Annotated in this window: 13 protein-coding genes; 8 read left to right on the forward strand and 5 right to left on the reverse strand. The window is 61.9% G+C overall.

Going from position 1 to position 21,602, the window contains the following annotated elements; translation table 11 throughout:
* The first annotated feature begins 133 nt into the window (after positions 1-133).
* Positions 134-2,470 carry a bifunctional diguanylate cyclase/phosphodiesterase gene (locus FPT15_RS12725; RefSeq protein WP_145161438.1) on the forward strand — a complete coding sequence of 779 codons (2,337 nt, stop codon included), beginning with the start codon at positions 134-136 and terminating at the stop codon, positions 2,468-2,470.
* A 189-nt stretch (positions 2,471-2,659) separates the two neighbouring features.
* Here FPT15_RS12725 and FPT15_RS12730 read toward each other — a convergent pair whose 3' ends face one another.
* The gene (locus FPT15_RS12730; protein WP_145161441.1) at positions 2,660-5,077 is read right to left on the reverse strand and encodes a glucose/quinate/shikimate family membrane-bound PQQ-dependent dehydrogenase; all 2,418 of its coding nucleotides are present in this window, start codon (positions 5,075-5,077) and stop codon (positions 2,660-2,662) included.
* A gap of 562 nt (positions 5,078-5,639) precedes the next feature.
* Positions 5,640-7,658, reverse strand: coding sequence for a TonB-dependent receptor (locus FPT15_RS12735; protein WP_145161443.1), 2,019 nt, complete (start codon positions 7,656-7,658; stop codon positions 5,640-5,642).
* Between the two features lie 213 nt (positions 7,659-7,871).
* Between FPT15_RS12735 and FPT15_RS12740 the strand changes: the two genes are divergently transcribed.
* Positions 7,872-8,105, forward strand: a complete 234-nt coding sequence (locus tag FPT15_RS12740; protein WP_048720273.1) for a VF530 family DNA-binding protein — start codon at positions 7,872-7,874, stop codon at positions 8,103-8,105.
* A 4-nt stretch (positions 8,106-8,109) separates the two neighbouring features.
* The gene (locus tag FPT15_RS12745; protein WP_145161446.1) at positions 8,110-8,736 is read left to right on the forward strand and encodes a Pr6Pr family membrane protein; all 627 of its coding nucleotides are present in this window, start codon (positions 8,110-8,112) and stop codon (positions 8,734-8,736) included.
* 46 nt (positions 8,737-8,782) lie between these two features.
* On the opposite strand, the gene FPT15_RS12750 is transcribed toward FPT15_RS12745, so the two are convergent.
* On the reverse strand, positions 8,783-9,550 hold the full coding sequence (locus FPT15_RS12750; RefSeq protein ID WP_145161449.1) for a siderophore-interacting protein: 768 nt from the start codon (positions 9,548-9,550) through the stop codon (positions 8,783-8,785).
* A complete protein-coding gene (locus FPT15_RS12755) occupies positions 9,547-10,119 on the reverse strand; it encodes a PadR family transcriptional regulator (protein WP_145161452.1) in 573 nt (190 codons plus the stop codon). Before FPT15_RS12755 ends, FPT15_RS12750 begins: the two co-directional genes overlap by 4 nt.
* A 478-nt stretch (positions 10,120-10,597) precedes the next feature.
* On the opposite strand from FPT15_RS12755, the gene FPT15_RS12760 reads away from it, so the two are divergent.
* From FPT15_RS12760 to FPT15_RS12780, 5 genes are all read left to right on the forward strand, one after another.
* Positions 10,598-11,089: a CS1 type fimbrial major subunit gene (locus FPT15_RS12760; RefSeq protein ID WP_106579440.1), complete on the forward strand. Its 492-nt coding sequence runs from the start codon at positions 10,598-10,600 to the stop codon at positions 11,087-11,089.
* 120 nt (positions 11,090-11,209) lie between these two features.
* The gene (locus FPT15_RS12765) at positions 11,210-13,729 is read left to right on the forward strand and encodes a TcfC E-set like domain-containing protein (protein ID WP_145161455.1); all 2,520 of its coding nucleotides are present in this window, start codon (positions 11,210-11,212) and stop codon (positions 13,727-13,729) included.
* 31 nt (positions 13,730-13,760) lie between these two features.
* On the forward strand, positions 13,761-15,005 hold the full coding sequence (locus FPT15_RS12770; RefSeq protein ID WP_145161458.1) for a hypothetical protein: 1,245 nt from the start codon (positions 13,761-13,763) through the stop codon (positions 15,003-15,005).
* A 69-nt stretch (positions 15,006-15,074) separates the two neighbouring features.
* Positions 15,075-15,833 carry a molecular chaperone gene (locus FPT15_RS12775; RefSeq protein ID WP_145161461.1) on the forward strand — a complete coding sequence of 253 codons (759 nt, stop codon included), beginning with the start codon at positions 15,075-15,077 and terminating at the stop codon, positions 15,831-15,833.
* 5 nt (positions 15,834-15,838) lie between these two features.
* Positions 15,839-16,321: a CS1 type fimbrial major subunit gene (locus tag FPT15_RS12780; protein ID WP_145161464.1), complete on the forward strand. Its 483-nt coding sequence runs from the start codon at positions 15,839-15,841 to the stop codon at positions 16,319-16,321.
* A gap of 138 nt (positions 16,322-16,459) precedes the next feature.
* Here the strand turns inward: FPT15_RS12780 and FPT15_RS12785 are convergent, their stop codons facing one another.
* Positions 16,460-21,475 carry a dermonecrotic toxin domain-containing protein gene (locus FPT15_RS12785; RefSeq protein WP_145161467.1) on the reverse strand — a complete coding sequence of 1,672 codons (5,016 nt, stop codon included), beginning with the start codon at positions 21,473-21,475 and terminating at the stop codon, positions 16,460-16,462.
* Positions 21,476-21,602 lie beyond the last annotated feature (127 nt).

Raw genomic sequence — 21,602 nt, forward strand, 5'->3', positions numbered from 1 at the left:
CAGCTAATCTGGTTGAACCAACCATTCGTTAAAAACGAATGTTTTTTTGACGCCAGGTCAGCAGCCGCCAGGAATGCGTATGACAGAGGGACGGATCGGCACAGAGAGGCGCGTGCTGCCAGAGGCCACGGCAATGAAGTGGCGCCACACATTTCAGACCCGCATTGCCGGGGTGTTGGCGCTATTGCTGCTGGTGGTGGTGGCTGCGACTTACTTCGCCGTCAAGGCCGCCACCACCCGCGCCGTGGAGAAACAGGCCCAGGTTCAGCTCAGCACCGGCAGCCAAGTGTTCGAACGTTTGCTCGACCTGCGCGGGCGTCGGCTGCAATACGGGTTGGATTGGCTCACCGCCGACGGCCCCTTCAAACAGGCGGTGGCCGAGGGCAACCCCGAAACGGTAATGGCCGCGCTGCGACGGCATGGCACCGGCCTGCGTTCCAGTGAAGTGTTCGTGCTGGGCCTGGATGGCAAGGTGATGGTCAGTACCTTGCCGGTACTGACACACGGCCAGCCCTTCCCGTACGACGAGGCCTTGCGGCATGCGCGACGCAGCGGGCTGCAGATGCTTATCGTCGCGATGGACAGCCTGCCCTATCTGCTTGTGCAGGATGTCGTCCTCGACCCGCAGCCCATTGCCCGCGTGGTGATGGGCTTCCCCATGGACAGGCAGTTCGCCAACGAACTGCGTTCCATGAGCAACCTTGAAGTGTCGTTCCTCAGCGTGCAGAACGGCCAGGTCGGCGAGTTGTTCAGCACCCAGCCTGAGGCCTACCGGGCCACCATCATCGATACGCTGCACCAGGCGCAACTCAACCCTGATGCGCAGATCAACCTGTTCTACGGGCAACGCGTGCTCAGCCAGGTGCTGCCGCTGGCCAACACCGGCGAGGGTAATGAAGTGCGCGTGTTGCTGCAAAGCCCGCTGGACCATGCGCTTGAGTCTTTTGCGCCGCTGGACCGGCAGTTTCTCGGGATCGCCCTGGCGGTGTTGTTGGTGTCGCTGGCCGCCGCGTTGTTGCTGGCGCGCCGCGTGTCACGCCCACTCAACGCCCTGGTGGAGGCGGCCGAGCGGATCGGGGCCGGTGATTATCGAACCCCGGTGCGGGTGCGCAGCCACGATGAATTCGGCTTGCTGGCCCAGGCCTTTAATGCAATGCAAAGCGGCATCGCCGTGCGCGAGCGGCAGTTGGCCCATAACGCGTTGCATGATCCGCTCACCGGCTTGCCCAATCGCGCGTTGGCCATGGAACGCCTGGGCAGTGCGATCAGTGCGCAGCGCCCGGTGGTGTTGCTGTACCTGGGGATCGAAAACTACCGGGTGATCAACGAAGGCTTCGGGCCACAGGGCGTCGAAGAAATGTTGCGTGAAGCCAGCCGGTGCCTGTCCATGTGCCTGTTGGCCAGTGACACCGCTGCGCGTATCGCCGGCAGCGAGTTTTTGCTGTTGCTGGAAAACACCGAGATCGACCGCGCGGTAGCCCGCGCCGACCGCCTGTATGGGCTGCTCACCGAGCCCCAGCGCATTGGCAACGACGAAGTGCGGCATGAAGTCAGCATCGGCATTGCCGCCTACCCGGCCGACGGCCAGCAGGTCGAAGAACTGATCAGCCGCGCCGCCATCGCCCGGCATGATGCGGCGAGCCTGCCCGGGCACCTGCAGATCTACCAGCAAGACCGCGACCTGGCGCACCAGCGCCAGATCACGTTGATCCGCGACCTGCGCCGCGCGGTCGTCGAAGGCGAATTTTTCCTGTGCTACCAGCCCAAACTCGACCTCATGCATGGTCACGTACGCCAGGCGGAAGCCTTGCTGCGCTGGCAGCATCCGACGCTGGGCCAGGTGTCGCCCGCCGAATTCATCCCCTTGGCCGAACGCACCGGCAGCATGCGCAGCATGACGCTGTGGGTGATCGAGGAGGCGATCCGGCAGATCGCCGAGTGGGCAGGGCGCGGTTTGCACATTCAACTGTCGGTCAACATTTCGGTGGACGACCTGGCCGATGACGACCTGGCCATTCGCGTCACCGCCTTGCTGATGCAATACGCTGTCGCGGCGCAGCAACTGACCTTCGAGATCACCGAGAGCGCGATCATGCACAACCCGCAACAGGCGCTCAGCGTGCTGGAGCAATTGCGCGGCTGTGGCATCAGCCTGTCGGTGGACGACTTCGGCACCGGCTATTCATCCCTGGCGCAGTTGCAGCGTTTGCCGGTGCAGGAATTGAAGATCGACCAGTCGTTCATTCGCAACCTCGACAGCGCCAGTGGAGACGGCGTGATTGTGCGTTCGACCATCGAAATGAGCCACAACCTGGGGCTCAAGGTGGTGGCTGAGGGTGTGGAGTTCGAGCCCAGCCTGAAGTTGCTCAGGCAATGGAAGTGCGACACGGCGCAGGGTCACCTGATCAGCCGGCCGTTGAACGCCATGGCGTTTGAGATGTGGATGCACCGCGCGCGGGTTGCCCTGTAAACCCTCTCGCCTGAACACCGCTAAACCCTGTGGGAGCGGGCTTGCCCGCGATGGCGGTGTGGCAGTCAAAGAATCTGTTTCTGTTGCACCGCCATCGCAGGCAAGCCAGCTCCCACATTGAGTGAACACGGGCACAAAAAAGGCGGCTACCCATCAGGTAGCCGCCTTTGTTTTACCGCCGGTTAGCACTTAGTCCGGCAGTTTGAACGCCATCACATAGTCACCCTGCTTGGTGCCCAGCGAGCCGTGACCGCCAGCCATGACCAGCACGTACTGCTTGCCGTCCTTGCCGGTGTAGGTCATCGGTGTGGTTTGCGCGCCTGCTGGCAGGCGGCCTTCCCACAGCTGCTTGCCGTTTTTCACGTCATAGGCACGCAGGTACTGGTCGAGGGTGCCGCTGAGGAAGGACACGCCACCGGCGGTGGTGAATGTCCCGCCCAGGCTAGGCACGCCCATGGTCAGCGGGACCGGAACCGGCGAGCTGTCGCGCACGGTGCCGTTCTTGTGCATCCAGATGGTCTGGTGGTTGGTCAGGTCGACCGCCGCCACATAACCCCACGCCGGCGCCTGGCACGGCAGGCCAAGAGGCGACAGCAGCGCTTCAAGGATCACGCCGTACGGCGCGCCTTTGTTTGGCTGTACGCCTTCGGTTTCGCTGACGCGCGGACCTTGCTTGGCAATGTCGGCCGCCGGGATCAGTTTCGATTTGAACGCCATGTAGCTCGGGTTCACGAAGGCAATCTGGCGAACCGGGTCGACGGAAATGCCGCCCCAGTCGAACACGCCGAAGTTACCTGGGTAAACGATCGAACCTTGCAGCGATGGCGGGGTGAACGGGCCGTCGTAGCGCATGGATTTGAAATCGATCCGGCACAGCATCTGGTCAAACGGTGTCACGCCCCACATGTCGCGTTCTTTCAACGGCGGCGGCATGAAGTTCAGGTCGGATTTGGGTTGGGTAGGGGAGGTGTGATCACCGGCCACTGCGCCTTGCGGTACAGGGATTTCGTTGATCGGCACCACAGGCTGACCGTTAGTGCGGTCCAGCACGTAGATGCTGCCTTGCTTGGTCGACGCCATCACCGCTTGCTTGACGCCCTGTGCGGTCTTGATGTCGATCAGGCTAGGCTGGCCGCCCACGTCCATGTCCCACAGGTCGTGGTGAGTGAACTGGAAGGTCCACTTCACGTGGCCGCTGTCGATGTCCAGAGCAGTCAGGCCGGCGCTGTATTTTTCCGAGTCTTCGGTACGGTCGCCGCCGTATTGGTCAGGCATCTGGTTGCCCATCGGCAGGTAGAGCATGCCGAGTTTTTCATCGACGCTGAACATGGACCACATGTTCGGCGAGTTGCGGGTGTAGGTCTTGCCCTCGGCCAACGGGGTGGTGTCGTCCGGGTTGCCGCTGTCCCAGTTCCACACAAGCTTGCCGGTGTGCACGTCGAACGCGCGGATCACGCCGCTAGGCTCGTCGGTGGAAACGTTGTCGGTCACGTGACCGCCGATCACGACCAGGTTCTTGGTCACGGCCGGTGGCGAGGTGGAGTAGTAACCGCCTGGGGCGAAGCTGCCGATATTGGCACGCAGGTCGACCTGGCCTTTGTCACCGAAGTCTTCACACATTTTGCCGGTGTCGGCATCCAGGGCGATCAGACGGGTGTCGGCAGTCGGTACGAAAATGCGTTTCGGGCAGACGGCGCTGACCGGAGCAGCGCTGGCACTGCCGGTAGGGCTTTGCTCGGAAGCGTAGACCGCGTCATCGTGATACGAGACGCCGCGGCAGGTCATGTGCGCCCAACCTTTGAAGTTCGCGGCACCTTCGGTGCTGATCTTCGGGTCGAAACGCCAGATTTCCTTGCCGGTGTCCGGGTCCAGGGCAATCACCTGGCTGTGCGGCGTGCACACGTAGAGCATGCCGTTGACTTTCAGCGGGGTGTTTTCCGCGGTGGTTTCACCGGGATCGCCTGGGCCAGGAATGTCGCCAGTACGGAACGTCCACGCCGGCACCAGCTTGTGGGCGTTTTCCGGAGTGATCTGCGCCAGTGGCGAGTAACGATCACCGAAGGCCGAACGACCGTAGGAGTTCCAGTCGCCATCGGCCTGGGCCGGTGCAGCGCTGGCCATGCCAGGCACGGCGTCGCGGTCGAGCTGACCGGTCTTGACCATTTCACCTGGGTTGGTGAATTGGCTGGCCAGGGCGGCAGCGCCCGCCAGCACCACGGCCACGCTCAGCGCGCCAGTGCCCAGCGGCGCAGGCTGGCCGCGCAACAACGGACGGCGAAACCACGGCAGCAGCAAGACGATGCCCAAGGCGAACAGCAGGGCCAGGCGCGGCACCAGCTGCCACCAATCCAGGCCGACTTCCCACAGTGCCCACACGGTGCTGGCGAACAACACCAGTGCGTACAAGCCCAGCGCTGCGCGGCGGGTGGCCAGCAGCAAAACGCCGGTGAGGGCGATGCCAATACCGGCCAGCAGGTAGTACAGCGACCCGCCGAGCATGCTCAGCTTGACGCCGCCGGCCAGCAAGGCCAGCCCCATGATCAGCAGCAAGATCCCCAGCAACCTGGGCAGCAGGCGGCTTGGGCTTGAAGCACCATCAGTGCTCATAGTGTGTTTCTCCGTGACGTTGGAATTATGTAACCCCGTGCTTCACTGTAGATGACGATTCGGCGCGGGCTTGGTTCAGCGTTAATTCGGTTTTTCTGGGGATAAGAGGGTTATCCACAGGCGGGCGATTTATTCCCGTGCGCAGGTCGGTAGAAGACAGCGCTGTCTCTGAAGAGGGGTAAGTTTGGCAAGGTGGGATCGACCGCAGGCATGAAACGTTTCAGTTTGTTGCGGCAAGGATAAAGCGCCTGCTCGTATTGAGAAAGACTAAATCGAGAGATGCATCATTTCAGTTCTGGTAACAGTGACAGAACGTCGCTGCAAAAATGTCTGTGGGAACCCGATTTCAGGTTGGATTGAGGGTGTGATGGTCAGTTGGTTTGTTTGGGGGAGCGGGCTTGCCTCGCGTTGGGGCGCGAAGCGGCCCTGATCAATGAGAAATGCGGTGTATCAGGTACAGCTCATTGACTGATTTTAGGGCCGCTTTGCGGCCCAACGCGGGGCAAGCCCGCTCGCCACAGGAAGTACTTTTGCTACAAAAAACTGATTCCAAAGGCGGGCGTTAGAAGGTGGTACGTACACCCAATTGCACACTGCGCCCCGGCGCCGGCGCGATATCGCGCAGGATCGAGCTGGCATACCGCACGGTCTGGTTGGTCAGGTTTTCGCCATTGACGAACGCCAGCCACTGGCTGGCGCCGACGTTGAAGTGATAACCCGCACTCGCGCCCAGGGTGGTGTAGCCATCGGTGCCGCGCTCGTTACTCGGCACACGCCCCTGGCCCGCCGCATGTTCGACGTCGATCCGCGCCTGCCAGCGGTCCAGTTCCCACAGCAAACCGCTGTTCACGCGCAGCGGCGCGATGCGCGGCAAGGCCTCGCCGGTGTCCAGGTTGGTTGCGCGGGTGTAATCGCCCGACAGCTCCAGCGCAAACTTGCCGTAGGCACCTTCGCCGAGTTTCCAGTGATCCTGGGCTTCGAAGCCGGCGAAACGTGCACGCACACCCGAGTACCTGTACTCAGGGATGCCGCCCGCGTCCTCTTCGCCGTCATCGTTCAGCGTACGACCGGTGCCCAACAACCCGATGTAATTGGAGAAGCGGCTGTAGAACACCCCGAAGCTGCCCTTGTGGGTGCCATTGTCGAAACGCAATGCCAAGTCGCTGGACACGGCTTTTTCTTTCTTCAGGTTGGCATCGCCCAACTCATAAGTGCCGGTGGCGACGTGGGCACCGTTGGCGTACAGCTCGTAGAAGGTCGGCGCGCGCTCGGTGTAGCCCAGGGTCGCGGCCAGGGACCAGACCGGCGTGAGGCTGTACACCGCGCCGGACGACAGGCTGCCGGCGGTGAAGTCATTGGTTTGGTCGGCATTGGCGAAGCGCGCATTGCCCTTGGCGTCCGGGTCGACACTGGTGTGTTCCAGGCGAGCGCCGAGGCTGAGTTTGAGGCGCTCGGTGGCCTGCATTTCTTCGAGGATAAACAGGGCGCCGGCGTTGGTGTCGGTCTGCGGCACGAAGGCTTCTTCACCCAGGGCCGAGAATTCGTTGCGGGTCACCTGCGCGCCGACCACGCCATTGAATGGGCCAATCGGCTGATGGCGAGCTTCTACGCGCGCCTCGTAACCCTTGTTCTTGAACACCGTGCCGGTTTCGCCTCCTTTGATTTCGCGGTGTTGGTAGTCGGTGTAGCCCGCGTCGAGTTTCACCGAGGTGAACGGGCCCTGCAGGTTACGGATCTCGGAGGCAAAGGCGTAGTGATCCTGCTTCATGCGGATGCGCACGTCCTGCTCGGCAGGTGAGCCGTAGTTTGCATCGTAGTTGCTGTAGGACAGGCCGGCGTAACCATCGTCCCAGGTGTAGGAACCGCCCACCGCGCCGCCGTCCTGGCGCCCGTCGCTGTTGCCCAGGCGGCCGTTTTTGCCGGGGCCATCTTCGGTGTCCGGGGCGTGGCGGCTGCGCGCAAAACCGGGGATTTTCAGGTCGTTGAACTCCCGCGCGTTCGCGTCCAGGTGCAAGGCGAAGGTGCCGTTGCCGGCCTCCAGTTTGCCGGAGCTGCTGCGCGTGGTGTCGGCGCCGCCGTAGCGCAATTCACCGGCACCGTGGATGCCTTCGATGGCTTCGGTGGGGATGCGGTTGTCGAAGGTGTTGACCACGCCGCCAATGGCGCTGCCGCCGTACAGCAAGGCGGCCGGGCCGCGTACGATTTCAATGCGCTCGACGTTGACCGGGTCCAGCGGCACGGCGTGGTCGTAGGACAGTGACGAGGCATCCAGCGCGCCCACGCCGTTGCGCAGGAGGCGAATGCGGTCGCCATCCTGGCCACGAATGATCGGTCGGCTGGCACCCGGACCGAAGTAGGACGAGGACACGCCCGGCTGCTTGTTCAGGGTTTCGCCGAGGCTGCCTTTTTGTTGCAGGGTCAGGTCATCACCTTCCAGCACGGTGGTCGGTGAGGCGAGCTGTTCGCTGCCCAATGGATTGCCGGTGATGACTTGGGGTTGCAGTTCCAGAGCGTGGGCTTCGGAGCAGATCAGCAGAGCGGCGGCAAGCGGGGTCAAGCGCCAGAGAGAAGAGAGGGACATCGAACATTCCTTGGCAAAACGGCACAAAAAAGAGAAGGCTGAAACGGTATCGGGCCAGTTACTTTTGATATTTATCGTTACAATATAACATCTCTTTTTTCGCTGAAAAGGGGAACTTTTCTCCGACGTCTATATTCAATGCAGTGCTTCCACCTGTACGCCCCGTCGGCTAAGGTGCGCGGCTGTGTTTCCTCTTATTGCAAAAGGCCCGGCATGACCGCGACAAGCAACGACCCGCTCCACGGTGTGACCCTGCAACACGTCCTCACCACCCTGGTGGAACACTACGAATGGGCAGGCCTGGCCGAACGCATTGATGTGCGCTGCTTCAAGAGCGATCCGAGCATCAAGTCGAGCCTGACGTTCCTGCGCAAAACCCCATGGGCGCGGGAAAAAGTCGAAGGGTTGTACGTGAAGCTGATGCGTACCAAACGCCCACTGGACTGAGCCCATGAAGCGTTTCATCGCGGCTGCGGCACTGGCCGGCTGGGCAGGGTTGGCGATTCAGCAATACCTGATTTTCGATTCGCGCTGGACGGCGGGCGCCAGCCTGCTGGGCGGGTTGATCAACTTTTTCAGTTTCTTCACGGTGCTGACCAACACCCTGGTGGTGGTGGTGCTCAGCTACGCGCTGATCAGTCGGGATTCAGCCGCCAAGCGGTTTTTCCTGGCGCCCAGGGTCAGTAGCGCGATCGCTGCGAGCATCGTCGTGGTGAGCCTGGCGTACAACCTGCTGTTGCGGCATTTGTGGAGCCCCACGGGCTTTCAGTTCGTCGCCGATGAATTGCTGCACGACGTCATGCCGGTGCTGTTTGTGATTTATTGGTGGCGGTGTGTGCCCAAGGGCACGTTGCGTTTCAACCACATCGGCGCCTGGGTGATCTACCCGTTGGTGTACTTCGGCTATGTACTGCTGCGCGGGCATTTGCTCGGGCAGTATCAGTACCCGTTCATTGATGTGGACACGCTTGGTTATCCACAAGTGTTTGTGAATGCCGGGGGAATTCTGGCGGGGTTTATCGGGATCGCGTTGGCAGTGGTGGGCCTGGATAAGTGCTTAAAGCCACCGCGAAACTAAATGTGGCAGCGGCGAGCCCGCTGCCACATTGTCGACCTCGATCGGCTTACTCTTCTTCGCTGCCTTCTGCACGCCAGTAACCCACAGCCTTTAGGAACGCTTCATTGACCTGATGGGTGTCCAGCAGCACGCGGCGCACTTGGCGCGACAGCTTGGTTTCTGTCGCCACGAAGCAGTACAGCGAGCCGCTCGGCAGCGTCAGTGTGCGAACGGTCTCAAGCAGGTCGTCCTGACCGCGTATCACCCAGATCACCTGCACATCCGCGGCACTGTTCAGCGCCTGCTGTTCTGCGGCATTGGCGATTTCAAGCACCGCCAGCACCTTGCGACCCGCCGGTAATTCTTCCAGGCGCCGGCCAATGGCGGGCAGGGCGGTTTCATCGCCGATCAGCAGGTAACTGTCGAACATATCCGGCACGATCATCGAACCGCGTGGCCCACCGATATACAGGTGTTGGCCGACCTGCACCTGCTCGGCCCAGGTGGAGGCAGGGCCATCGCCGTGCAGCACGAAGTCGATGTCCAGTTCACCGATGTTCAGGTCGAAACGCCGTGGCGTGTAGTCGCGCATGGCCGGCTGTGGGCCCTCGCCCTTGATGCTGAAGTTCGGGCTTTCCAGCGCGGCCTGTTCGGCGGCGTTCTGCGGGAACAGCAGCTTGATGTGGTCGTCGCTGCCCAGGCTGATAAAACCTGCCAGCTCGGGCCCACCCAGGGTGATGCGGCGCATGCGCGGGGTGATGTCGGTCACGCGCAGCACTTCCAGGCGGCGGCGCTTGATCTCGTGGGTGACGCGGTGGATGGCTTGCGTATTCATTGAGCTTTCCCATGGACTGGTTGAACGGCGGGGCCGTCGACAATGGCTTGGGCGGTGCTGTTGAGCAGGGCCGCGACACGCGCGATTTCTTCCGGGCTCCAGCGCCCGTGGTGCAGCTGCAAGGCATGGCGCAGGTTGTGCACCGCCTCATGGATTTCGGGCGGGCGATCATGGCCGCGCAGCGAGCGTTTGCTGACGTCGATGCGCATGCGCACGCCTTCCAGGGCAATCGCCTGCTCGCTTAAGGAAAGACGACCGGCGTCGGTGATTGTGTAGCGTTTTTTTCCGCCTTCGGTATCGCCGGTCACCAGTTCGCTTTCTTCCAGAAAGGTCAGGGTCGGGTAGATCACGCCGGGGCTGGGGCTGTAGGCGCCGTCGAACAGGCCTTCGATCTGGCGGATAAGGTCGTAGCCGTGGCAGGGCTGTTCGCCGATCAACGCCAGCAGCAGTAATTTCAGGTCGCCGGGGGCAAACACGCGTGGACCACGGCCACCGCGTTCACGGCCGGGGCGTTTTTCAAAACCATCACGGCCATCACCGTGGTTGCGTTGGTGGGGATGCTCTCTCATTTTCGCTTTCTCCGTTTGGGGTAAGATAGAACTTAAGATATATCTTTTGGCGGCGAAAGGCCGAGGCGACCAACGGTCGGTGAGCAGCCGTTTGGTCTTTTCAAGAGAGCGTTCAGATGTGTGAATTATATTCAGAGTTGATGCTCAACTTTTTTTGCGCCGATGTTTATCCGGAAAGTTACTGTTGTGGTACTGTTCTGACGGACTTTATTCCACAGCAAAGTTTCGAATATAGATGTGTAGTCCTGTTCTTACAGATCAATTAAAAGTTTTGGCAATGTGCCATCTTTTTCCCTCAAGCCTTACTAATTAAAGCCACAGCTCTATAAGAAATAGCGGGCATCCTGGTTATTTGAATTGCTTGATCATTACCGTGCTTTTCAAACATTGATGAGCGCGTAATGCCCTTCGCACGTTGTGCAGTGTCTTGTGTTCAACGTTCAGCGATATAACTCAATGCAAATAACAGGTGTCGACTATGTTCAAGAAGTTCGCAATTGCTGCCCCTTTGGCTGCCATGGCGCTGTCCTCCATGGCGTTCGCGGCCGGAGAGGCCAATCACACTGTCAATATCAAGGCGAGCATCCCGACCACCGTGTTCCACGTGCAGCCGCGCGACCCTAACTGGGGCCGTGACGAGGCCATGTCGTATAACCTGGCCAATGGTGAGTTGGCGTCGTTGTCCGCGGTCTACGACATGCGCAACACCAACGGGTCTATTCACGCCTATATCGACGGCGGCCCGGCAGTGCTGTTCAACGGTGATGCCACGCAAAACATTCCGCTGACCGCCACCTTGAATGGTGTGGTGCTCAGCGGCACGCCTCAGGAAGTTGTCAACGAAGCTGATTCCACACCGGGCCTGGGCGCCGTACTGCGTATCGACGCCGCCAAACCTTCGGCGAATCAGCGTGGCAATTACACCAGCGTTATGCCGCTGGTATTTGACGCGGTGCTGCCAGCTCTTTGACGTCAATGAGTGCCCCTTGAGCCTCGCGCTCGTGGGCATCGCGTCAGCAGGCCGGCTGGTTGTTCAGGGGCCGCCGGCCTGATTTTCATTCTTGTCATTTGGCATTCAGAGTATGTGTTCATGTTCCCGATGACTCCCATCGCGGCGGCGCTTGCGCTTTTTTTTTGTATGGGTGCCCTGGCGGCGCCGAATTCCGGTGTTGAAAATCCTGGCAGTCTGATCGCTCAGGCCCAAGGCTTGCCCACCGGGTTCAGTGATCACTTCTTCGATGTACCGCTGGCCGTGCGGGTCGACCTTGACCAGCAGTTACTCGGCGAGGCGTTAATCGTGTTGTCCCGGGATGACCGCGTAACCCTGCTCGAATTTACCGACGTGGGCGACAGCAAAGTTCCACTGGCGACCCGCGACACCTGGCAGGCCATCCTTGAAAAGGGTGTGGCGCTGGGCGCGTGCAGCCAGGCGTGCCCCGCGCAGATGCTGTCTACCCACTACAGCCTCGAGAGCTCGCAGCTTTCGATCATCACGCAAAACGTCGAACGCGCCGATGACGCCCCGCGCTACTACGCGCAGCCGGAAGGCGGCAGCCGTGGCTTGATCGTCAACAATCAACTGAACCTCAACGGCGGCCAGGACGAAGACCTGGGCGGGCGTTACGGTTTGCAGGCGAGCGCCAGCCTGGGCAATTGGAGCCAGGTGTTCAACCTGCAGCTGGCCCGCCAGAGCGGCGACGAAGAGCACCTGCGCCACGCGATCCACGAGCTGTATACCCAGCGCGAGCTTGAAGGGCGTTTTCTGCGCCTGGGCCATTTCACGCCCAACTCCGATGGCCTGACCCGACAGCTGCGCAGTTTTGGCGCCAGCCCCGACACGGCCCTGGGCGTGATGTACGGCAGCTCCGACACGTTGGCGATCAACAACGCCAAGGCCAGCGTCTATCCGATCTACGTCACGGCCAACCGTCAGGCTTCCGTGGAGATCTACCGCAATGGCCTGCTGCTCAACAGCCAGTCAGTGGCGGCCGGCCTGCAGACGCTCGACACCCGCCCACTGCCCGGCGGTATCTATGAGGTGGAAGTGCGCCTGGTGGAAGACGGCATGACGGTCAGTACCTCCCAGGAGCTGGTGTACAAACCGAGCAACTGGCGCAACGCCGACGACCGCTGGCGCTACAACGTGTTTGCCGGCAGGGAAACCAAATTATTCAGCAACTGGGACGACCAGGCCTCCGGCGCCATCACCACCGGCGCTTCCGTCAACTACCTGTTGCACCCGCGGGTGATTCTCGGGTTGTCGGCACGTGAAGTGCGTGAGCAATTGCAATACGGCGGTTCGGTGGACTGGACCGTCGCCAACAACACCAGCGTCTACGCCAACGTGTATGAGACCCAGGAACACGGCACCGGGATGGACCTGCAGGCGCTTTATACGCTGGGCACCACCAACCTGGTGTTCAGCCACAACCGCAGCTGGCTCGACACCCGCGACACCTATGACACGCTGCCCGACGGCACGCGGTTGCGGCGCAATACCTTTGTCGGCGAAACCAGCAACACCGCGTTGTCGGTCAACCACCGTGTCGATGCGCTCAACTCCTGGAACGTGCGCCTGTCCCACAGCCAGGGCAATGTCGTGGGCGCCGGCCTGGACCTGGGCTGGAACCGGCGCAGCACCCTGATGGGCAGCGACGCCAACTGGCGCTTCTCGGCGTTCGACCGGCCGGGCACCAACGGCACTGACGATCAGCGCAACCGTGGCATCGACGTCACCTTGAGCCTGGCGCTGGGCACCGACGGCCGCCAAGTGTCCGGCAGTGTCGGCACTCGCACGGCGCGTGATGGCGGCCGTGACAACAATGCCTCGGTCACCTTTCGCCAGGACCTCACCGACCACCTGCTGCAAAGCGTTTCGGCCACTGCCATCACCGACACTTATGGCGTTGGCCTGTCGGGCACGGCCAGCTTCAGTACCGACACGGTCAGCGGCGACGGCTTCCTGCAGCGCAGCTCGTTCAACAATAAATTCACCGGCGGCCTGAACCTCAACAGCACGTTCGTGGCCGGCGCCGACAAGGTGCTGCTCACCAGCCAGTACCACGGCACGGGCGCGGGCATGATCATCGATGTCGAGACTGACCTCGAGGCCATCACCCTGCGCGCCGATGACTTCAGTGGCGGTGGCGCGGTCTTGCGCCCCGGTCGCAATTTTGTGCCGCTGGCCGCCTACAAAAGCAGCACCGTCAACTTCGATTTCGACGGCAATCACCCGCCCGCCGCCAACATCCAGCCGGCGCGCACTACGTATCACTTGAACAAGGGCGGGGTGGACTACCGCAAGGTCACCGTGCTGAAAACCGTGTCGGTGCTGGGGCGTCTGCTCGATGCCCAGGGGCGGCCGCTCAAGGGGCATCACGTGATCAACCACGCCAGCCGTGGGGTCAGCGAGGTAGACGGGTTCTTCTCGATGGAAATGAGCGCCAGCTCACCCACCCTGCAAGTGCGCTACCAGAACCAGTTGCTCTGCCAGTTCCGCCTCGACCCGGCCAACGCCCCGAATGAAAACGATGTGCTGATGATCGGCGACCTGCGTTGCACCCCCGACACGCTGGCCGAAGCCAACTTCAACGTGGAAACCGCCGGCTGATGGCTGCCCGCACTTTTGAACCGGAGAATGTATGAAGTCAGTCGCTGCAACCAGAAGCGCCTTGGGGCCGTGCCGTGTGCTGGCCCTGATCATGGGTTTGTTCAGCACACCGGCGCAGGCGTTTGTCGAGGAGATTACCGCCGTGTTCCGTCCCGACCCGGGCAACCCGATGGTCAACAAATTCGAGAACACCACGCCGGAAAGCGGGATTTGCCCCGGGCATATTCCCGCGCGGTGCAAGGAGATGAATATTTTCACCATTCGCAGGCCCTTCTCGGCGGCGTCAAGCGGGCCCGTCCTGGCTTATGCCGAGCCGCGCAAAGGCGCTTATTTCAAAGTGCCCTCGGCCTGGCGAGACCTGCAGGTCACCCACCAGGCGACCGGTGAAACCGAGACGGTCCAGATGCGTATTGCCGGTGTGGGCGCGCGCTGGGATGTCACCTACCCACCGGGAGTCAGTGGCTGGGCGACGACAGGCATGCCTCAGTGGTCTTACTACTGGCAGCATGCGCCAGCGCCTTGCCAGGGCGTGAATTACCTGGCGGCCTCGCCGTCCTTTGCGTTGTTTTTCTGGATCGTTCCCGAGAATGCCGGTGCCTGCAGTGTGACGGCCGGCACTGACATACCCTGGATGTACTACAGCAATTTTGAATACGCCTACGAACTCAGGACCCCGAACCCGCTCAACATGAGGTCCGGTGATTACGCCGGCAGCCTCACCTACACCTTCGGGCCAGGCGGGGATTTCGACATCGGCGATGTGATGCAAACCAGCGAAACCGTCGCCACCTTCAATTTTCGGCTGAGCGTGGAACACGCGCTCAAGGTCGATATCCCGCCCGGTGGCAACCGTGTCGAATTGATCCCCCAGGGCGGCTGGCAAGCCTGGCTCAACCAGGGACGGGCACCGGCGCGTTTGTACCGCGACCAGACGTTCCGCATCGCCAGCAGCTCGCGTTTCAAGATGCAGCTCGAATGCTCGATCGTCATGGGCAACACCTGCGGGCTGCGCAATGCCGAGGGTGATGAAGTGCCGCTGCAGGTCGCGGTGACCTTGCCCAGCGGCCTGGTCGATCAGTACGCCCAAACCGTGAACAAACTCGCGCTGCGCCTGGATGGCGTGGGCAGCGAGCTGTTTCAGCCGTTGCATTACATCAATGACCGGCCCGGCACCCTGCACTTCGAAGTGCAGCGAGACGACATGAGCGAAATGCTCAAACGGCCCGGGAGTACCTATTCGGGCGTGGTAACCGTGGTCTGGGATTCGCAGGTCTAGACGGCCATCCGCATTCCCGGCTCGTGGGTATCGCGCGGGCCGTGTTCAATTAACGAGGCGTAATCAAACATGAAACAGGCAGTGTTATCGATCGGGTTGTTGCTTTGTGCTCTCGGCGCCCAGGCGGCCCCGGCGATCAACGTCGGGGTGGTGTATGACTACCTCGAGCAGGATCGCAGTTCCTATCTCAAGCGCGTGTCCAACACCGGCACGAGCACGGCGTTCATCCGCGTCGATGTGCTGGAGATCGTCTACAACGCCGATGGCACCCATCGCGAGGTGCCGGTTGCATCGCTCACCGACAGCGATGGCAATACCACCCGGCGCGACGGCCTGATGGCGAGTCCGGCGCGGCTGATCGTGCCGGCCAACGGGCGCCAGGGCACGCGCCTGTTGTACATGGGGCCGAGGGACAAGGAGCGTTATTTCCGCGTGCGCTTTATTCCCGTAGTGCCGGAGAAGGACGATAACTTCGCGATCACCGACGAAGAACGGGCCGACTACAAGGACAGCCTCGCGGCCGGAATCAACGTCATGGCGGGTTACGGCACGGTGTTTTTCGTGCGGCCCAAGGCCACGCGTTTCGATACGCAGATCAACCAGACAGGCAACCAATACCAGCTGCGTAACAACGGCAACAGCGTGGTGGTGCTGGATGAGTTTCGTGACTGTTCGCTCACCGCAAAAAGCGACTGCCTGCCGACCACCAAGCATCACATCCTGCCCGGGCGTCAGTTGGTGTTCGAGAAAAAAACCGACCGCACCTATGGCTTTCAGCTGATTGAAGGGCAGAACAAAAAAACGGTCACGGTCAACAGCAACGGGTGATGACGATGTTCAAGCAACTCACAAGGCTGACGCTGTTTGCAGTGCTGCTATTGGTGGCCGCCCAGGCTTGGGCGATTGAGTCCCGTCACGCGTTCGATGTCTCGGTCACGATTCCGGTGCACGAGGCCTACGTGCTGCCTTCCGAGCCCGATTGGATGGGGCATGATCAAGTGCTTGCCTGGAACCTGGTGACCTCTGAGCTGAACCGCCTGCGCAAGAATTTTGATGTTAAAAACCTCACCGGCGCGGTTGCCGCGCGGCTGGGGGCCGAGCCCTATCTGCAAAGCGGCCACCAGCGGATTGATCTGCAGGTGCTGTTCAACCAGGTGCCGCTGACCCTTGAGAGTACCGAAGTCGTCAACGCCGCCGAGGCGCGCGTGGGCCGGCGCGCGGAGTTGGAAATCGCCGCGATCAAGCCCGCCGGCGGTTACGTGGCCGGGGAGTATTACGGCACGGTGCACATCGTGTTCGACTTCCTCGCACCTTGAGTTGACCGTGCACCGGTAACGGTTGACCGCCACCTGCCCAGAGGCACGCATTCGCTGGCTGGTTTTATCGAGTCACCGACCCGTTTCAAGCGTCGAGACGGTGGACGGAAAAACCTCCCGGCGCCACCGTCACCTTCTTCAACGGGAACGGTTGCTGCGCCCCGTCGCGTCGCTGAGCGCCCGGCGGGTCAGGCGGCGCATCCATTCCTGTTCGTTGTAGCCCAGGTCGTTGAGCAACCGGTTGTACTGCGCGTCGTCCATCGGCTTGGCGGTGAATACCACACTTTCGGGCACTTGCACCGCCTCGGCCAAGTGCTTGAGGGCTGCGCGAAGGCGCTCGCGTTCGGGCTCCGGCAACGCCTGGGCATTGGCCCATTGCGCCTGCGCCGTTTGCAGATCATCCAGCGCCAGGAAGCGCTCGCCGAACTCGCGCTCGTTGTCACGGTACTGGCTGTCGTAAGCGTCACGCAGGTGCTGTTCCCACCAGGGTTCGAGCAGCATCTGGTTGACCAGGCCGTCGCCCTCATCCAGCTCCAGCACCACGCTGTAGGCTTGCTCGATCTGGGCGGCGCTGACAGCCGCGTTGACCCGGTAAAGCATGTGATCACTCAGCCAGGGCAGGTCGAGACGGCGGGCGAGCGCGGTTTGATAGGCCAGGTGAATATCCACCTCATCAACCTCGCCGGGCACCCCGTCGCGCACTTGCGATCTGAAGCGCTGCCCAAGGCCCCCTTCGGCCACCGGGCGCAGGCGCCGGGCGATTTCCTGGCCCACGGCCTTCGCCAGTTGTTTGAGGTGGGCGCTGCCTTTGGCCAGCGTGACGAGGCGGCTTTCCAGCTCAGCAGCGGTTGCGGTATCACGGCGGATCTCGCTGACCATGACCTCGATCCCCATTTCATTGAAAATCTGCGCCCCGGCATCCGGGCACAGGCCGGGAAAGCTCGCCATCTTGAACAGGCGCTCACGCAGTTCGGTGTCTTCATGGGCTGCCCACAGCAGGCGCCATACCTGCTGGGTCAGCAGTGGGCGGTTGACGGCGTAGCGTTGGCGGTCGGCGTCAATCTCAAAAACGCCCTCAATCTCCAGCGCTTCAATGACTTCGAAAAAGCCCTGGGAACCCTGTTCCTGCTCCACTGCCTGCCACAGGGCTTGAGCGTCCTGAAGATCGGCGCCTTGCAGGCCCTGCGTCCAGAATGCGTTGTGACCGAGCGGCTCATACGTGCGGTTGGGATCAAGGCCTGCGGCCACGCGCAAAGCTTCATAGCGCAGGCGTTGCTCGTCCGGCAGGGTGCGCCGATCCAGGCGTGCGCGGGCCACCACTCTGCCTTGCGCGGAACCGGCTGCGACCTCGGGCAGGCGGTTGATCCGGGTGCCGCGCAGGTCGAGTACAAAGGCGTCATTGCGCGGGTGTGCGAACAACCCTTGGGGCCAGGTAGCCAGGCGCGTGCCGCGGAGGTAAAGCAGGTGCAACCCGGGCATATGGCTGATGTCGGGCGCCAGGGTCAAAGGGTTGTTGCTCAGGTCTAGGCTCTTCAGGCGCCGCAGTTTTTTTAACCGCGTCACGTCCTCCGCCGTCAGTGCAAGTCTGTTGCCTGCCAGTTTCAACGCCTTGAGAAAACGCATCTGTTCCAGCGCCTTGGGCACCTGCGTGAGGCGATTGTCAGCCAGGTTGAGGCCGCGCAAGGAGGGGAAGTGCTTGAGGAAATCACTGTGGCGTTCGCCGAAGCCGCACTGGCTGGCGTCCAGAAATGTCACGTGCTCGAAACTGGCGCTCAGCGTAGGGAGCCTGGGCGGCAGGCGCAGGCCTTTGAAGTTGAGTGTGGCACCTTGCTGGACGGCACCGCGGCCGTCCGTGAATTCAGCAAACCGGTCACCCCAGCAACGCATGATCCGATGGGCCAGGTGCTTTCTGGACACCCTCGCTTCATGGTCATCGGCGGCGTCCGAGACGCCGAGGATGAGCGAATTCTGCCAGTTCATCAGGTCCACATGCAGTTGCTGTTTTTCCACCACCAGCGTGTTCAGGGTATGGCGCAGTTGTGCCTGGGGAATGTCCTCCAGAAATCGGTTCAAGCGTGCTTCGCTCAAGTGTGGAAACAACAGTTGCAGGGTTTGCCGGGCGTGCTCGGTATGGGTTTGGGCGGGTAACGCCGAGCAGCGGCTGGCCGCCGGGCCACCCAGCAAGCGGCTGGTTTCGCGGCCCTGGACCATCGGCACGGGCGGTTGCGCGAGCACTTTGCGACGCTCGGCCAGGGACGTCATGCGCTGTTTGAGCCAATGCTTGAGCGCTTGACCTTCGCCCGTTTGCATACCCAATGCGTCGCGCCGGTCAGCGGGCAGGGCTTGCAGGATCGCCTCGTAAAGGTCGATGAGCGATGACGGCCGTGAAGTCAAAGGGTCGAGCACTTCATAGCCGCGCGCCTTGCGAATCAGCACGCGTGTGGTGTCGGCAGTCGCCGGCCCGGCTTCACACAGCACGCGACCTGTCACCGCCTGTTCGCGGATTTCAATGCGCAACCGAGCAAAGGTGTCGCTGTGAAACTTTAAGGTGTTGAGCACCAGTCTTTCGGTCGGGGTCGGCAACGGCGAAGGCCAGTCAAACCCCTGGAAGGCCAGCACCGACTGGTTGGCAAAGCCCAATTCACGCGCCTGGTTATGCAGGCGCAGCGGCAGTCGTCGTTGCGCGAGCGCCTGGTGCTCCTCGCCGCTGGCGCTGCCGAGCAGGGCAAGGGCTGCGTTGGAGTCCAGGTACTCGAAGGGCTTGCGCAGGGTCGCAAGGCTGGGCTTGTCGGTGATTTCGCGGGTTTTGTAGACCTTGTCGGCAATCTCGGGGGCGTAGCTGAGCACCCGGTCGGCCAATTGATCGCGCAGGGCGGTGAGCCGAAGGTCCTTGGGGACATCGCCGTTGAGCAAGTTGCGTATTGCGGCGTCGTCGAGAAAAGCCAGTACTCGTTCAGGCAGGGTCCCGGACAACGTCTGAGACAGGCTAAGGGTCAGGGTGCCGGCCTGGGTTGCGTTGACGTTGCCGAAGGTGAGGGCCGGTCCCGACAGATCATCATTGAGGCAGACCTTCAGGGCGTTGTCCTGCGGCCAGCCGGGCAGCTCGGTGATGAGCTGCGGGAACCAATCCGATGACGGCCCGTTTGGCAGCGGCGTGCCTGCACGAACCTTGCGGCTGATGGCTTCGGGATAGCGCTGGGCTTCAAGGCGGCCAAGGCTGGCGGCGAGCAAGGGGGGCAGGGGCTCGTTGTAGAGGTGCATCGCGCGCAGCACGCCTTCATCGGTGCCACTGGCGATGCGCAAGTCGGCCAGTTGCTGGTCGCTGAAGTCTTTTACACGCGGGCCAATACGGCGCATCAGGGTCTGGCTGTCCCAGCGTTGCGGCTGCTCGCCTTCGTGCAAAAACGCGCCGTCGGCATTGAACCTTACCCAGGGCTGATACGCCTGTTCACGTGTCGGGTGCACCACGCGATGCTCGTCGGCCTGGGCGTCGTGGCGCACGTGATAGTGCCGGTCCTCCAGCGGCAACAGGGTTTTGTCCGTGGGCCCCTGCGGGCTGGGTTGGGCGTAGGGCGCAAGGTCCGGGTTCCACAATTTGAGCGTGCCGTCGGCCTGCTGCACCGGGTGCAGGCCTTCGACAAACGCCGACAGTTTGAGGCGCGCGACCTCGCCGATTTTTCCCGCACCGGCAAACAAGGCGAGCTGAATCAGGTTTTCAGCTACTCCCAATACATGCTCGCCAGCTTCCTGCACATTGCCCTGGGCCCAATCGAGAAGGCCTTCGAAAACGTCGTCGCACAGTTGATAGGCGCTGTAGGCCAGCATCAATTGGCCCACCACCGGCACGAACGGTGTGACCACCAGCAAGGCCGCATTGAGGACGTCCGAGAGTATCTGCTCGAGGTTGTCCCACCAGGCCCAGCGTGCCAGCCGGTCGACGTAGGCAGTGGATACCGCCAGCTCCCGGGCGTCGTTGACGACCTTGTTGAGCTTGACCCGGTGCAGGTAGTTCCACGGGTCGTCTCGCGCAGGGTTGGCGGCGCGGTTGGGGTGATCCCGGTCAATGTCCAGCAGGCGCAATGGCAGATGTGCACGCGACTGCAACCGCGAGAAAAACACGCCGCGCTCGGCGTGCGCCACAAATTGACTGAAAAACGCCTGATACGCCGGGCCGCTGTGCAACTGACGCGTCAGCTCTTCGACGAAGGCAATCGGCGAAGGGTACTGCTTGAGCGGATGCTCGGGGTCCTGGGGCACCCAGGCAATCAGCCGCCCACGGGCGGAGCCGTGCTCTGCAGGCGTGGCGAACAGCATAATCCCGCTCAGTTCGCACTCAGCCAGGCTCAGCGTATGGCACCTCAGGGTGTGGCCATCGAGTGACAGGCCCAGCGGTGTGTCGATGAACCTCAGCAACGCGTGATGGGCGTCGTTTGCCAGATGACCGCTGTGCAGGCCCAGGTGCGCACTGCTGCGCAAATCCGCCTTGAGCTGGCTGACCACTTCGTCGCGCACGGTGCGGGCCAGCGCCGGCTGATCGAACCCCAGCGCGCGTTGGAGCCGGGCCTGGTAAAGGCCGCCGATGTCCAGGGATCGACACACGGCCTTGAAGCGCTGCGCCGTCAGTATCGGCCCACCGGGCCGGCCACGTATCGTCAGGCTGTCGCGCTGACCACGGGCGTCTTCCGGGCCCAGGAAGGCGTGGTCGACGAAAGTGTCGCTGGCGGCGAAGTTATGCAGGGCCATGTCCAGCAACGACAGGGTTTTGCTTTGTACGCCTCGTTTGACGTTGATCACCCACCAGGCATTGGACGCGTCTACGTACACCCGCAGCCAGGTGTTGCGTACATCGACCTCGCCGTAGTGCGTGAACAGCGCTCGCTTGAGCAGCGGCTCGGCAAAGGCGCGCAAATCGTTGAGCGGGCCGAGGCGTTTGTCCAGCGGTGCCTGGGCGTGCCAATGGTCAGCGACGGCACGCTTGAGTGACACGTGCTGCGCCGGCGAGGTATCGAGGTAAGGCGCCGCAGATGGAAGACCCTGGCGTTTGAGCGCGCCAATTCGCGCTGCTGTGGTGCCCTTTACCCAGTCGGGCAACGCGTTCTGGATCAACTCGAAATGACGGCCCTGGAACGGCAGGGCGGAGGAATCGGTAGGCATGGTGTGAACCTGAACAGAGAGTGGAGACTCCCTGAGTCTATTCACGCGCCGAGGCTAAAATAAGCTTTAAAAATAGCGGCTTACGCGGGTTTTAACGCGCGTAACAGTCAACAATTCGAGGGTGAAA

Source organism: Pseudomonas sp. RGB, assembly GCF_007713445.1.
Classification (GTDB): domain Bacteria; phylum Pseudomonadota; class Gammaproteobacteria; order Pseudomonadales; family Pseudomonadaceae; genus Aquipseudomonas.

What these genes read in the sequence shown, in the direction of transcription:
- FPT15_RS12785 (WP_145161467.1), bottom strand. Translation starts at nt 21,475, where the DNA reads ATGCCTACCGATTCCTCCGCCCTGCCGTTCCAGGGCCGTCATTTCGAG.
- FPT15_RS12755 (WP_145161452.1), bottom strand. Translation starts at nt 10,119, where the DNA reads ATGAGAGAGCATCCCCACCAACGCAACCACGGTGATGGCCGTGATGGT.
- FPT15_RS12735 (WP_145161443.1), bottom strand. Translation starts at nt 7,658, where the DNA reads ATGTCCCTCTCTTCTCTCTGGCGCTTGACCCCGCTTGCCGCCGCTCTG.
- FPT15_RS12775 (WP_145161461.1), top strand. Translation starts at nt 15,075, where the DNA reads ATGAAACAGGCAGTGTTATCGATCGGGTTGTTGCTTTGTGCTCTCGGC.
- FPT15_RS12760 (WP_106579440.1), top strand. Translation starts at nt 10,598, where the DNA reads ATGTTCAAGAAGTTCGCAATTGCTGCCCCTTTGGCTGCCATGGCGCTG.
- FPT15_RS12730 (WP_145161441.1), bottom strand. Translation starts at nt 5,077, where the DNA reads ATGAGCACTGATGGTGCTTCAAGCCCAAGCCGCCTGCTGCCCAGGTTG.
- FPT15_RS12745 (WP_145161446.1), top strand. Translation starts at nt 8,110, where the DNA reads ATGAAGCGTTTCATCGCGGCTGCGGCACTGGCCGGCTGGGCAGGGTTG.
- FPT15_RS12725 (WP_145161438.1), top strand. Translation starts at nt 134, where the DNA reads ATGAAGTGGCGCCACACATTTCAGACCCGCATTGCCGGGGTGTTGGCG.
- FPT15_RS12765 (WP_145161455.1), top strand. Translation starts at nt 11,210, where the DNA reads ATGTTCCCGATGACTCCCATCGCGGCGGCGCTTGCGCTTTTTTTTTGT.
- FPT15_RS12740 (WP_048720273.1), top strand. Translation starts at nt 7,872, where the DNA reads ATGACCGCGACAAGCAACGACCCGCTCCACGGTGTGACCCTGCAACAC.
- FPT15_RS12770 (WP_145161458.1), top strand. Translation starts at nt 13,761, where the DNA reads ATGAAGTCAGTCGCTGCAACCAGAAGCGCCTTGGGGCCGTGCCGTGTG.
- FPT15_RS12750 (WP_145161449.1), bottom strand. Translation starts at nt 9,550, where the DNA reads ATGAATACGCAAGCCATCCACCGCGTCACCCACGAGATCAAGCGCCGC.
- FPT15_RS12780 (WP_145161464.1), top strand. Translation starts at nt 15,839, where the DNA reads ATGTTCAAGCAACTCACAAGGCTGACGCTGTTTGCAGTGCTGCTATTG.